The 13,065-nt window shown below is 59.7% G+C and carries 9 protein-coding genes; 5 read left to right on the top strand and 4 right to left on the bottom strand.

Annotation, left to right across the window (positions count from 1 at the left end; genetic code table 11):
* Nucleotides 1-94 precede the first annotated feature (94 nt).
* From P3G59_RS18590 to P3G59_RS18600, 3 genes are all read right to left on the bottom strand, one after another.
* Nucleotides 95-3,769 carry a translocation/assembly module TamB domain-containing protein gene (locus tag P3G59_RS18590; protein ID WP_277758453.1) on the bottom strand — a complete coding sequence of 1,225 codons (3,675 nt, stop codon included), beginning with the start codon at nt 3,767-3,769 and terminating at the stop codon, nt 95-97.
* Nucleotides 3,766-5,493: an autotransporter assembly complex family protein gene (locus P3G59_RS18595; protein ID WP_277758454.1), complete on the bottom strand. Its 1,728-nt coding sequence runs from the start codon at nt 5,491-5,493 to the stop codon at nt 3,766-3,768. Before P3G59_RS18595 ends, P3G59_RS18590 begins: the two co-directional genes overlap by 4 nt.
* Nucleotides 5,494-5,559: 66 nt before the next feature.
* On the bottom strand, nt 5,560-6,210 hold the full coding sequence (locus P3G59_RS18600; protein ID WP_108225630.1) for a GNAT family N-acetyltransferase: 651 nt from the start codon (nt 6,208-6,210) through the stop codon (nt 5,560-5,562).
* A gap of 297 nt (nt 6,211-6,507) precedes the next feature.
* Between P3G59_RS18600 and xthA the strand changes: the two genes are divergently transcribed.
* Both xthA and P3G59_RS18610 read left to right on the top strand, forming a co-directional pair.
* Complete coding sequence (gene xthA / locus P3G59_RS18605) at nt 6,508-7,320, top strand: exodeoxyribonuclease III (RefSeq protein ID WP_277758455.1); 813 nt, start codon at nt 6,508-6,510, stop codon at nt 7,318-7,320.
* A 177-nt stretch (nt 7,321-7,497) separates the two neighbouring features.
* Nucleotides 7,498-8,832 (top strand): phosphate ABC transporter substrate-binding/OmpA family protein, encoded by a 1,335-nt coding sequence (locus tag P3G59_RS18610; RefSeq protein ID WP_277758456.1) that lies wholly within the window; start codon nt 7,498-7,500, stop codon nt 8,830-8,832.
* Nucleotides 8,833-8,962: 130 nt separating this feature from the next.
* Here P3G59_RS18610 and P3G59_RS18615 read toward each other — a convergent pair whose 3' ends face one another.
* On the bottom strand, nt 8,963-10,189 hold the full coding sequence (locus tag P3G59_RS18615) for an acyl-CoA dehydrogenase (protein WP_277758457.1): 1,227 nt from the start codon (nt 10,187-10,189) through the stop codon (nt 8,963-8,965).
* Between the two features lie 185 nt (nt 10,190-10,374).
* On the opposite strand from P3G59_RS18615, the gene P3G59_RS18620 reads away from it, so the two are divergent.
* The 3 genes from P3G59_RS18620 (at nt 10,375) to P3G59_RS18630 (ending at nt 12,950) form a co-directional block, all read left to right on the top strand.
* Nucleotides 10,375-11,304 carry a LysR family transcriptional regulator gene (locus P3G59_RS18620; protein WP_016986544.1) on the top strand — a complete coding sequence of 310 codons (930 nt, stop codon included), beginning with the start codon at nt 10,375-10,377 and terminating at the stop codon, nt 11,302-11,304.
* 196 nt (nt 11,305-11,500) lie between these two features.
* Complete coding sequence (locus P3G59_RS18625) at nt 11,501-11,902, top strand: MerR family DNA-binding transcriptional regulator (protein ID WP_093434160.1); 402 nt, start codon at nt 11,501-11,503, stop codon at nt 11,900-11,902.
* A gap of 148 nt (nt 11,903-12,050) precedes the next feature.
* Complete coding sequence (locus P3G59_RS18630; RefSeq protein WP_277758458.1) at nt 12,051-12,950, top strand: hydroxymethylglutaryl-CoA lyase; 900 nt, start codon at nt 12,051-12,053, stop codon at nt 12,948-12,950.
* Nucleotides 12,951-13,065: the final 115 nt, after the last annotated feature.

Consider the following 13,065-nt stretch of genomic DNA (forward strand, 5'->3'; position numbering starts at 1 on the left):
GCCGCCAACCACGCAGCTTTCAAGTTGCGCTGAGTCTAATCCATTCTGCAAAAGCCGGATCGCAGCGTTGCGACCCGGCTATGGGAAACGCGCGTCAGAAATCGCGCTTGTAGAAGATATCCAGCGAACTGGCCACGCCACTGGCGGCCTCGACATACACCTTCTTGCTCAGCTTGTAGCGCAGGGCAATGGTGTTGGCCGGTTCGAACACGCCAACGCCATAACGCAAACTGAGTTTCTCGGAAATATTGCCGCTCGCCACCACGCTGGTGGTGTTGCCGCTGCCTTGCGTATCGAGCTGGAAATCCTGAATCCCCAGATCCTTGGCCAGGCTGCTGGTGACTCCCGAACTGCCCATCAAGCCCAGACCCAATGCCGCTTGCGCAAGCATGTTGTTATCTTCGCCGTTGGTGCTCAGCGGACGACCGAGCACCAGATAGGACAGCGCCTGCTCCTGACTCATCGCCGGCTCCGAGAAGATCTGCGTGGTCGGCTGCTCGGCACTGCCGCTCAGGCGAATACCGGCGATCACATCGTCAGTCTGGCGAATCGCTTCGATGTCCAGATACGGCTGATCGATTGGGCCGGCGAACAGCAGACGTGCACGGCGTACCGACAAACGCTGGCCGTAGGCACTGTAGCGACCATCGTTGAGCCACAGTTCACCACGGGTGTCCATGTTGTCGCCAATGTGCACATGACCTTGCACATTGGCGGTCAGACCAAATCCGGCGAAGGCCAGTTTGTCTTCACCCACGACCACGTCGATGTCCATTTTCATCGCCAGCGGTGGTTTGCCCTCTTCGGTCTGCGCACCGACGATGATCGTGTCATCGGAGACTTTTACCGTTGATGGCGGCAATTCACGCACGGTGATTTCGCCTCTGGGCACCTGCACTTTGCCGGCGATTTTCAGCTCGTCGCCGGCCATGGAAATCTTCAGGTCCGGCGCCACTTCAAGTTTCGCGTACGGCTCGACGGTGACCGGCAATTGTGTGCCTTTCAAAGCCAGATCAACCACCAGCGCCTGGCCCCAGGCGACGTTACCGGTCAGGCTGCCCTGCCCGCTCTTGCCACTTTTCCAGCCGCCGTCGAGGCGCACCGTTTCGCCGGCGATCACGGCGGTAAGTTGCAGATTCTGTAGTTCCATCGGCAACTCGGCACCGGACACTTCGCCGTCGCTGAGCTGCACCGTGCCGTTGACCAGCGGCGCCAGCAACCCGCCGGAAATCGTGCCGCTGCCATTCAGGCGCCCGGTGAGTTTCTCGACCATCGGCACAAACGGCCGCGCCACCGACAAGTCCAGCCCGGAGAGACGGAACGAGCCGCTCAACGGTTTGTTTTTCGGCAATGGATTGAGCTGCGCCTGCACCAGCAACTCGCCGAGTTTGCCGCCGACGAAATTCAGTTCGGTGTCGACGCGTTTGGGCGTCAGTTTGCTGGTGAGCTTCAGCGTCTGGTACGGAAAGTCCAGCCACTGATCCTTTTCCTTCATGCGCAAGGTGCCGCCGCTGGCGTCAATGCTGACCACACCGTTCGGGCCGCTGGCCGGCAGGTCCAGTTGCAGATCGGCGTTAAGCTTACCCTTCCAGGCAAAGTCCTTCGGCAACCATTGCGCGAGGCTTTCGATCGGGAATTGCTTGAGGTGATAGCGCAGTTTCGGCTCCGGCATCAGGCGCTGATCTTCCCCGCAGAGGCTGGCATCGCCAGACATCCAGCAATGCGCGCCGAAATTGATTTTGCCGTCAGCCAAACGTTCGAGTCTGGCCGGGCTTTGCAGTTTCCAGTCCTGGCCACCGGCCTGAATGTCACCACTGGCCAGGCGCCCGCGCCAGTTGCCTTTGTCGAGATTACCGTCGAGGCCCAAGGCCAGTTTCAACTTCGGTCCGATCAGGTCGAGGTTGAGTTTCTGGTTTTTGATATCGCCCTGAGCGCTGGCGGTCAGCGTGCCCAAGGAAGTGTCGCCGGCCTGAATACCGGCGCCTTTCAGATCGATTTTCGCCCGCTGCGCACTGTCGAGCGTGGCATCGAGGTTGAGACTTTGCAGACGATTGTCCTGGAAGGCCAGTTGCGAACCTTGCAGGTCAAGCTTGCCTTGTGGCGCCTTCAGCGTACCGGCGACGTTGACCTGGCCAGTGACCTGCCCACGCAGTTGCGGCCAGAGTTGGGCCAGGCGCGCCAGCTTGATATCGATCTGCCCGGTGAGTTTCTGTTGCAGGCTGCCCTTGCCGCTGATGCTGTTGTCGCCGAGGCGGATTTGCAGGGCATTCAGGTTCCACTGCTCGCCAGCGCCGTCAGCCTTGGCCTGGAGGATCGCCGGTTGCCCGCGCAGTTTGCCCTTCAAGTCGAGGTCGGCGGTGAGGCTAAGGCGTTCGTTCTTCATTTCGCCCGTGCTTTTCAGCGGTCCGGCTAACGTGCCCGGCAACTCGGCGACCCAGTACGCCGGGTTGAGCGCCGACAGCTCCAGCGCGGTGTCCCAGGCAATCCCGTCGGCGAACTGCACGTTGACATGACCTTCAGCTTTGCCCTGCCCGGCTTCCATTTTCAGTTGCGGTAAAGCGATCTGTTTAAGGCTGCCGCTGAATGGACTGCTCAGGGTAAACGCGCCCGCCGGGCCATCCAGCGCGGCGGCGAAGTTACCGAGGTATTGACCGTCGGTGTAGGAGACTTCGCCATTAAAGGTACGCAAGGCGACTTGTAGCTCATCGATTTCGTTATAGAGCCGATGCCACGGGAAATCCTGCCAGTTGATATTGGCTTGCGCGCTGAGGCCTTTGCTCCAGTCGACGCTGCCCGTGAGTTTCAAGCTTTGCTTGTCGTTGGCCGTCAGGTCGAGGCCGGCGATCTGCGCGCCGCTGGCATCGACCTTGCCTTTGAGCAACAGCGCCACCGGGCCTTTATCGGCGGGCAGCGTGGCGGTGCCGTTTAACTGGTAACCGTTTTTCAGGTCGCCTTCGCCGATCAGCAGCAGTTGATTGAGTTGCAGGGTATCCGGCAGATCGGCACTCGGCTTGAAAGCTTCGGAAGTGATGCGCACTTTCGCCGGAAGGTTTTCCACCAGCGGTTGCAGTTCGCCGCTCAACTGGCCGTCGAGGTAACCACGGCTGTCGGCGTGCAGGTTGAGGGTTTTCAGCAGATCGCCGTCGATCTTCAACGCCAGCGTCCACGGCCCCGTGCCAGGCGATGGCAACGTCAGTTCCCCGGCGATGTTCAGCGGCCAGTTGCCGGTCGGCGTGAGTGTGCCGGACAGGTTCAGGCTGAGGTCGTCGCGCTGCAATTTCACGCTGTCGATCTGCATACCCTGAGCGGTCCAGTGCGCCGCGAGTTGCAAGCCCTTGAGCTGTTCGCTGCCGTTGAACAGCAGGCTGCCGACCTGCACGTCGCCCAGTTCGATGGCCACCGGCAATTGCAGATCCGGCAGTTTGATCGGACCGCTCTCGGTCGTCTCTTCGCTCGGCGGCAATTGCAGAATGACCTGATCAGCCTTGAGCTGTTCGATGCACAAGGTCATGCGCGTGAGGCACAGCGGCGACCAGGCGAAGATTGCCTTGTTCAGCTCGACGCGGCTGCTGTCCTGCTGCCACAACAGATGATCGGCGCTCCATTGCCCGCCGAGGCGACCGTGGAAATTTTCCATGCTCAAGCCCGGCACGAGGCCCAGCACCCAGCGGCTGCCGGCCTGCGTGCCGAGCACGGCAGTTAGGCTCAATACAAGCAACAACACCAGCGCCAGCAACGCCAGCGCCGTAATCTTCAAACCACGCTTCACAGCTCAGGCCCCATGGAAAAGTGCAGCCGGATGCCGCCATCGTCGTCGAGTGCATGGGCCAGGTCGAGGCGGATCGGCCCCACCGGCGAGACCCAGCGCACACCAATACCGACCCCGGTTTTAAGGTTCGGCAGTTCGAGTTTGTTGAATGAGTTGCCTTGGTCGACGAAGGTCGCCACGCGCCATTTCTCGGCGATCGAATATTGATACTCGACGCTGCCGGCGACCATATAGCGGCCACCGATGCGATCACCCTTGGAGTTCTCCGGGGACAGGCTCTGGTAGTCGTAACCGCGCACGCTCTGATCGCCGCCGGCGAAGAAACGCAGCGACGGCGGCACCGCGTTGTAGCCATTGGTGGCGCTGCCGCCGACCTGCACGCGACCGAGGAAACGGTGTTTGTCGAACACCGTGGTCAGGCCTTTGACCAGCGCGGTGCCATATAAAAGGTTGTTATCGGAACCGAGGCCTTCCTTCGCCACTTTGCTTTCGAAACTCAGGCGATAGCCATTGTGCGGGTCGATACGGTTGTCGCTTTTCAGGTACGAGTAACTGATGCCGGGCATCAGTAAGGTACTCAGGCCGGAGTCGTCGCCGAGTTCATATTCTTCGCGCTGCCATTTCAGCGAGATCACCCGCTGCCAGCCGCTCGGTAACTTGCTGTGCCATTCCGGGCCGAAGGTCAGCAGTTTGCTCAAGGTGTCGGAGCCGTCGATGTCTTCGAATTGATAGCCGCCGGCCCAGCGCAATTTATCGGTCAGGGGCGGGTCGAGCGGGATGTCGTAGAACAGCCCGACGTTTTGCCGCGGCGCCGAGAGTTCGGCTTCCCAGCCATAACTGTCGCCTTGCGGGTTGACCCAGTGGCGCGTCCAGTTGGCTTTGATGCGCGGGCCGACGTCGGTCGAATAACCGAGGCCCAGGCCCATGGTGCGCGGCTTGCGCGTGTCGAGTTTGACGTCGACCGGGATCACGTCGTTCTGGGCAGCGGTCGGTGCGGCATCGACGCGTATGCCTTCAAAATAACCGCTCGATTGCAGATCACGGTTCAATTCGGCGATCAGCTCGGAGTCGTAGGGTTCGCCTTCCTTGAACGGCACCATACGTTGCAGCAGGTCTTCGTCGAACGGCGTGTCGCCTTCGAATTTGACTTTGCCCAGCGCATAACGCGGGCCGCTTTCGTAGATCAGTTCGATGTCGGCCACCCCGGCACGCGGGTCGACCATGAGTTTTTGGCTAGTAAAGTGGCCACTGAAAAAACCGAAGCGCGAGGCCTGATTCTGAATAAGTCTTTTGGCGTCTTCATAACGCCCATGATTGAGCACCGCACCGGACTTGAGCGCGTCGCTTTTCGGTACACGAAAGGATTTGAGGGAGGCAGCCGGGCCGTCGACGCGGATTGTGACGTTGCGCAGGTGAATCGGCTCGCCGGGATCGATGTTCAACACCAGGCGCGGCTTGTCGCCGCCCTTGACGTCACTTTCAATCTGCGGCTGGTAATAGCCCAACGCCTGGGCGGCTTTGCGCGCCTGCTCTTCGGCACCGCGACTGAAGCGCTGCAGGGCTTCTTCGTCACGATCGCCGAGGCTGCCGATATAGCCTTCTATATTGGCCTTGAGTTCATCGTTGGACGGTTTGATCCGCACATCCAATTCACTTTGCGCCAGTGCCGCGCAGCTGGTTAACAGCATGAGCACGCCACTGGTAAATCTTCCTGGAAACTTCATAGGCGCGGATGCTATCACGGGCTTGGGAGCGTGATAGAACAGGAAATTTCCCAAGAAGTTCGATTGTCATGCTGTTGCAGTTTGTAACACCTGCGGATTGGCGTGGAAAAATACGTGTTCGCGCACCGGGCCGACGGCAACTTCGCCGATCTCTTCGTATCCCTGCCTTTTATAGAATTCCAGATAGCGTGGGTTACCGGTGTCGAGCACCACACCTTGCGAGGTTTCATCGACGGCGCACCAGTTGTGCACCGCCGTCAGCAATTGTTCGCCGAAGTGTTTACCCTGAAATTGTGGGTGAATCCCCAGCAGCGGCAGCATGTGCACCGAATCAGTCGGCACGCAGGCAGAAACGGCGTCGTGGTATTCGAGATAGCGGCGGGTGCAGCGAAAACCGGTGCTGAGCACCATGCGCAGGCGCCACGCCCAACTTTCGGTGATACCCAGGCGCCGTTGCGGCGGCGCGATCAGGGCGATGCCGATCAGGCGATCGTTGACCAACAGGCCAATGGCCGGCAAGTCCTGCAGAAAATGTTGCTTGACCAGTTCCCGCACCGTCGCGCGCACGCGTTGCTCGTAGCCGGGGCGCTCGGCTTCGAACAGGTAGCCGAAGGTCGGCTCGTGGCGATAGGCCTGATAGAGCAGCGAGCGGGCTTCGCGGGAATAGCCGCGGTCGAGCATATGAATGTCGGCGATGGCGGTCTGGGTTTCAGGCATGACGGTGATTCTCCCCGGGGCGCGTTCAAATGGCGGCGCTCTTGTTGGTACGAACCTTGTGGCAGTGACACAGTTCCCCACAGGTATAGACCAACCATGGATCTTCATCGACTGGACGGACGTCAATCGCGAGCAGGCTCACTCCTACAGGGGTACGCATTCCAATTGTAGGAGTGAGCCTGCTCGCGAAGAGGCCCTCACAGGCAATACAAATCCCACAGACCAAAATGATTTCTCCCACACTGGCCCATTTCCCCCCTGTCAGCTAGCATCGCCCTTTTGCCAGGACTGCCGACCATGAAGATCGTTTCCTTCAACATCAACGGACTGCGTGCCCGTCCGCATCAGCTGGCAGCGCTGATCGAAAAACACCAACCGGACGTAATCGGCCTGCAGGAAACCAAGGTCCACGACGACCAGTTCCCGCTCGAAGAAGTCCGCGCCCTCGGCTACCACGTGTATTTCCACGGCCAGAAAGGCCACTACGGCGTGGCCATACTCTCGCGCCAGGAACCGATCGCCATCCACAAAGGTTTCGCCACCGACGAAGAAGACGCCCAGCGCCGCTTTATCTGGGGCACCTTCGCCGACGCCAATGGCGTGCCGGTGACGATCATGAACGGCTATTTCCCACAGGGCGAAAGCCGCGACCATCCGACCAAATTCCCCGCCAAACAGCGTTTCTACAACGATCTGCAAGCGCTGCTGGAAAGCCAGTTCCACAACGAACAGCCGCTGGTGGTGATGGGCGATGTGAACATTTCTCCGGAAGACTGCGACATCGGCATCGGTCCGGACAACATGAAGCGCTGGCTGAAAACCGGCAAATGCAGCTTCCTGCCGGAAGAGCGCGAGTGGATGGCACGTTTGAAGAATTGGGGCCTGACGGACAGTTATCGCCACCTGAACCCGGACGTGACTGACATGTTCAGCTGGTTCGATTACCGCAGCCGTGGGTTTGAGGATGAGCCGAAGCGTGGCCTGCGCATCGACGTGATCCTCGCCTCCCATGGCCTGTTGCCTCGGGTAAAGGACGCGGGGGTCGACTACGAACTGCGCGGCATGGAAAAACCGTCCGATCACGCACCGATCTGGCTTGAACTGGCCTGATATCCACCAAAATCAAAAGATCGCAGCCTGCGGCAGCTCCTACATTTGGAACGCGTTCCCCTGTAGGAGCTGCCGCAGGCTCGGGCCGCGATCGGACGATCTTTTGATCTGTCATCTTTTGGTCATGCGCCTGACTTAATCTCCCCGGCAATCCCCTTGGCTTGATTCGGTGCCGGCATGACCCTGCGTGTTTTGTGCGTTTTTCTCTTGAGTGCATGGCTGTCGGTTTCCGCCGCCGCCCTGCCCCTTCCTGAAAACGGCCCGGCGCTACGCATCCAGGGTTCCAACACCATCGGCGCCGAACTCGGCCCGGCTCTGGTCGAAGGCCTGCTGCAAGAACAGGGTTTGCTGAAGATCCACCGCGAAACCCCAGACACCGCCAACGAATTGCGCATCGTCGGCCAGACCGCCCAAGGCCAACGCGTGGTCGTCGAAGTCGCCGCCCACGGTTCCAGCACTGGTTTCACCGCGTTGAAAAATGCCAGCGCCGACCTTGCCGCCTCCTCCCGCGAAATCAAGGACGGTGAATTGCAGGCCCTGCAATCGCTGGGCGATCTGAAAAGCCCAGTCGCCGAACAAGTCATCGCCATCGATGGCCTGGCGATCATCCTTCATCCCGACAATCCGCTGCAGCAACTGGACACCGAGCAACTGGCGCGGATCTTCGCCGGCGAGGTGAAAACCTGGGAAGAGCTTGGCGGGCGTGGCGGTGCGATTCATTTATATGCGCGCGATGATCAATCCGGTACCTACGACACGTTTAAGGAACTGGTCCTCAGTCGTCGTGGGAAGATTCTGAACAGCGCCGCGAAACGCTTTGAATCCAGTGAGCAATTATCCGACGCTGTCAGCGCGGATCCGCAAGGCATCGGTTTCATCGGTTTGCCTTATGTGCGCCAAGCCAAAGCCGTGTCGATTGCTGATGGCGCTTCGCAGTCAATGCTGCCGCTCAACAGCCTGATCGCTACCGAAGACTATCCACTGTCGCGGCGGTTGTTCTTCTATCTGCCGCCCGACAGCAACAATCCCTGGGCGAAGGCGTTGGTGACGTTCGCGCAAAGTCGTCAGGGCCAGGCGATTGTCGCGGCCAACGGTTTTATCAGTCAGACCGTGCATGCAATGAGCGTCGCGCCGAATGCGCTGATGCCCGAGGGTTATCAATCCCTCAGCCGCCACGCCCAGCGTCTTACGGTGAATTTCCGTTTTGAAGAAGGCAGCGCAACGCTGGATAACAAGGCGCGTCAGGATCTGGCGCGAGTCTTCGACTATATAAAGCGTCATGACAAGACTGAACGTTCGGTGACCTTGGTCGGGTTTGGTGATGCCAAGGATGACCCGGCGCGGGCAGATCTGCTGTCGAAGCTGCGGGCGATGGCCGTGCGGCGGGAGTTGGTGAAGAACGGCGTGGTGTTGCGCGAGGTTCGCGGCTTTGGCGCGTTGATGCCGGTGGCGGCGAACAATGTGGATGAGGGGCGGATCAAGAATCGGCGGGTTGAGGTTTGGGTGTATTGAGCCTGATGGTTATGTACTGAATGTTCAGGCCCCTTCGCGAGCAGGCTCGCTCCCACATTCGATTTGTGAACGCCACAGATCCAATGTGGGAGCGAGCCTGCTCGCGAAGGGGGCGACGCGGTCTTAAGTCTTAATGACCGCGCAGCATTTCCTTCGGCACATATTTGCCGATCTCGAACTTGCCAATCGCCGCGCGGTGCACTTCGTCCGGGCCATCGGCCAGGCGCAGGGTGCGCTGCATTGCATACATGTAAGCCAACGGGAAATCGTTCGATACCCCTGCCCCGCCATGCATCTGGATCGCCCGGTCGATCACCCGCAGTGCCACGTTCGGCGCAACCACCTTGATCTGCGCGATTTCGCTTTTCGCCACTTTGTTACCGACGGTGTCCATCATGTACGCCGCTTTCAGCGTCAACAGGCGCGCCATGTCGATTTCCATCCGCGAATCGGCGATCTTGTCGACGTTGCCGCCCAAGCGTGCCAGCGGTTTGCCAAACGCGGTGCGGCTCACCGAGCGTTTGCACATCAATTCCAATGCACGTTCCGCCATGCCGATTGAACGCATGCAGTGGTGAATGCGCCCTGGGCCAAGGCGACCCTGAGCAATTTCGAAGCCGCGTCCTTCACCGAGCAGGACGTTTTCGTACGGCACGCGCACGTTGTCGAACAGCACCTCGGCGTGGCCGTGCGGAGCATCGTCGTAGCCAAACACCGGCAGCGGACGAACGATTTTTACCCCGGGAGTATCCACCGGCACGAGGATCATCGAGTGCTGGGCGTGGCGCGGTGCATCGGGATTGCTCAGGCCCATGAAGATGAGAATCTTGCAGCGTGGATCGCAGGCACCGGAGGTCCACCATTTTTTCCCGTTGATGACCCATTCGTCACCATCACGCACGGCGCGGGCGGCCATGTTGGTGGCGTCAGACGAGGCCACGTCGGGTTCGGTCATGGCGAACGCCGAGCGGATCTCGCCGCGCAGCAGCGGTTCGAGCCAGCGCTGCTTCTGTTCTTCGTTGGCGTAACGCACCAGCACTTCCATGTTGCCGGTGTCCGGCGCCGAGCAGTTGAACGGTTCGGGACCGAGCAGCGAGCGGCCCATGATTTCCGCCAATGGCGCGTATTCGAGGTTGCTCAGACCGGCACCGAGTTCCGATTCCGGCAGAAACAGATTCCACAGGCCTTCAGCTTTGGCCTTGGCTTTGAGCTCTTCCATGATCGCCGTCGGCTGCCAGCGATCGCCTTCGGCAACCTGGCGCTCGAACACGGCTTCGGCCGGGTAAACGTAAGTGTCCATGAACGCGGTCACGCGCTCACGCAATTCTTGCACCTTGGGCGAATAAGCGAAATCCATGAGCAGCTCCCGATGGTTAAGGCAGTTCTTGGGCGGAGGTTGTTTAAGTCATGCAATCGATGCTAGAACAGCGTTGATAATTTACCTAGCCTATTCTCGGCGTGTATAAACATTCATCACCGATATATGATCGGCTGATTGCCAGCCCCCAAAACACCGCCCTAAATAACAAGAGAAGCCGCGTTATGAATCTGAGTAAGGTCGACCTCAACCTTTTCATCGTCTTCGACGCGATTTACACCGAAGCCAACCTGACCCGCGCCGGGCAGATTGTCGGCATCACCCAACCGGCGGTGTCCAACGCCTTGGCCCGGTTGCGCGAGACCTTTAACGATCCGCTGTTTGTGCGCACGGCTCAGGGCATGGTGCCGACGCCAATGGCGCAGAACATCATCGGCCCGGTGCGCAACGCCCTGTCGTTGCTGCGCGTGTCGGTTCAGGAAAGCCGTATTTTCAACCCGGCACAAGCGGTCAAGACTTACCGCATCAGCATGACCGACCTCACCGAGGCGGTCATTCTGCCGCCGCTGTTCCAGCGTCTGCGCCGTCTGGCGCCGACGGTGATCATCGAAAGTTTTCTGTCCAAACGTCGCGAAACCACCAAGGAACTGGCCGCCGGCCGTCTGGATTTCGCCGTGGATGCGCCGCTCAACACCGACCCGCAGGTGCGCCACGTCAAGCTGATGGAAGACCGTTACGTGTGTGCGATGCGCAAGGGGCATCCAATGGCGGGCAAGGAAAAGCTCTCGCTGGATGATTATCTGTCGCTGACCCATATCCACATTTCCAGCCGCCGCAGTGGCCTGGGCTATGTTGATCTGGCGCTGGGCAAAATGGGCATTCAGCGCAAGATTGCCCTGCGTTCGCAGCACTATCTGATGGCGTCGCAGGTGATGCAGCAGACGGATATGGTCATGACCGTGCCGGAGCGCTTTGCCCGTCGGCATGAACTGCAGGCGTTCAATCTGCCGGTCAATGATGTGCCGCCGGTGGAGACGCACCTGTATTGGCATGAAAGCACCGATCAGGACCCGGCGAATCGCTGGATGCGCGAGCAGATGATCGAGTTGTGCCAGCAGGTGACGGCACAGGAGAAGAAGCTCGATAAGGTGTAGGGTTTTTTACCGCGGCGCTGCCATCGCGAGCAGGCTCACTCCTACAGTTGACCGTGTTTCACTTGAAGAAACGCAACCAATTGTAGGAGTGAGCCTGCTCGCGATGAGGCCAGCATGAACACCATAGATCTTCCTGCTTGACGTAAACGTCAACCTGCCATTAGCTTAGCGCCAAGACCTTTTTTCGAGCGCTTCCATGAGCAGCCAGACTTACAGCATCTCCGACCTCGCCCGCGAGCTGGACATCACCACCCGGGCGATCCGCTTTTATGAAGAGCAAGGCCTGCTCAGCCCTGAGCGCCGTGGCCAGGAACGCATCTATTCGCCCCGCGACAAGGTCAGCCTGAAGCTGATCCTGCGCGGCAAGCGCATCGGTTTCTCGCTGGCCGAATGCCGCGAATTGATCGAACTCTACGATCCGTCCAGCGGTAACACCAAACAGCTCAACAGCATGCTGGCGAAAATCACCGAGCGCCGCGAGCAGCTGGAGCAACAGTTGCTGGATATCGAGCAGATGAAACTGGAACTCGATACCGCCGAAGAGCGCTGCGTGCAGGCGTTGGAGCAGACGCTCAAGAGCCAGCAGGCCATTCAGTAACAACCCCATTCCCTGTGGGAGCGAGCCTGCTCGCGAATGCGCCGGGTCAATCACCATAGATGTTGAATGACAGATTGCATTCGCGAGCAGGCTCGCTCCCACAGGGGGATATCCGCAGACTTCAGATAACTACAACAGGTCAACCGCCATGTCCCTTCCCTCCCAAGTACGCCTGATCGAAGTCGGCCCGCGCGATGGCCTGCAGAACGAAGCCCAGCCCATCAGCGTCGCCGACAAGGTGCAACTGGTCGATGCTCTCAGCGCCGCTGGCCTGAGCTATATAGAAGTCGGCAGTTTTGTCTCGCCCAAGTGGGTGCCACAAATGGCCGGTTCCGCCGAGGTGTTCGCGCAGATCCAGCGCAAGCACGGCGTGACCTACGGTGCACTGGCGCCGAACCTGCGCGGGTTTGAAGACGCCATCGCTGCCGGGGTCAAGGAAGTGGCAGTGTTTGCGGCCGCCTCCGAAGCCTTTTCGCAACGCAACATCAACTGCTCGATCAGTGAAAGCCTGGCGCGCTTTGCGCCGATCATGGAGGCGGCGCAACAGCACGGCGTTACCGTGCGCGGTTACGTGTCCTGTGTGCTCGGTTGCCCGTACGAAGGCACGGTCGCCCCAGAGCAAGTGACGATGGTCGCGCGCGAGTTGTATGTGATGGGCTGCTACGAAATTTCGCTGGGCGACACCATTGGCACTGGCACTGCGGGCGCGACTCGCCGCTTGTTTGAAGTGGTGTCGGCGCAAGTGCCACGGGAAAAACTCGCCGGGCATTTCCACGACACCTACGGTCAGGCCATGGCCAACATCTATGCCAGCCTGCTCGAAGGTATTTCGGTGTTCGACAGCTCTATCGCGGGCCTCGGCGGCTGCCCGTACGCCAAAGGCGCGAGCGGTAACGTGGCCACCGAAGACGTGGTGTACCTGCTCAACGGCCTGGGCATCGAGACCGGTATCGACCTGGACGCCTTGATTGCCGCGGGTCAGCAGATCAGCGCGGTGCTCGGTCGCCCGACCGGTTCGCGCGTGGCCAAGGCTCGCAGCGCACAGTGAGGGGGGCAAGGTGTTACCGCTGCGTCTGGAATGGGGGCTTAAGCGAGTAACACGGAAACAAATTGTCTGGTTTCGCCTGACAGAAAAAACTGCAAAATTATTAACTTGATGATTC

Source organism: Pseudomonas sp. A34-9 (genome assembly GCF_029543085.1).
In the GTDB taxonomy this organism is placed as follows: Bacteria; Pseudomonadota; Gammaproteobacteria; order Pseudomonadales; family Pseudomonadaceae; genus Aquipseudomonas.

What these genes read in the sequence shown, in the direction of transcription:
- P3G59_RS18600 (WP_108225630.1), bottom strand. Translation starts at nt 6,210, where the DNA reads ATGCCTGAAACCCAGACCGCCATCGCCGACATTCATATGCTCGACCGC.
- P3G59_RS18620 (WP_016986544.1), top strand. Translation starts at nt 10,375, where the DNA reads ATGAATCTGAGTAAGGTCGACCTCAACCTTTTCATCGTCTTCGACGCG.
- P3G59_RS18625 (WP_093434160.1), top strand. Translation starts at nt 11,501, where the DNA reads ATGAGCAGCCAGACTTACAGCATCTCCGACCTCGCCCGCGAGCTGGAC.
- P3G59_RS18630 (WP_277758458.1), top strand. Translation starts at nt 12,051, where the DNA reads ATGTCCCTTCCCTCCCAAGTACGCCTGATCGAAGTCGGCCCGCGCGAT.
- P3G59_RS18595 (WP_277758454.1), bottom strand. Translation starts at nt 5,493, where the DNA reads ATGAAGTTTCCAGGAAGATTTACCAGTGGCGTGCTCATGCTGTTAACC.
- P3G59_RS18615 (WP_277758457.1), bottom strand. Translation starts at nt 10,189, where the DNA reads ATGGATTTCGCTTATTCGCCCAAGGTGCAAGAATTGCGTGAGCGCGTG.
- P3G59_RS18610 (WP_277758456.1), top strand. Translation starts at nt 7,498, where the DNA reads ATGACCCTGCGTGTTTTGTGCGTTTTTCTCTTGAGTGCATGGCTGTCG.
- xthA (WP_277758455.1), top strand. Translation starts at nt 6,508, where the DNA reads ATGAAGATCGTTTCCTTCAACATCAACGGACTGCGTGCCCGTCCGCAT.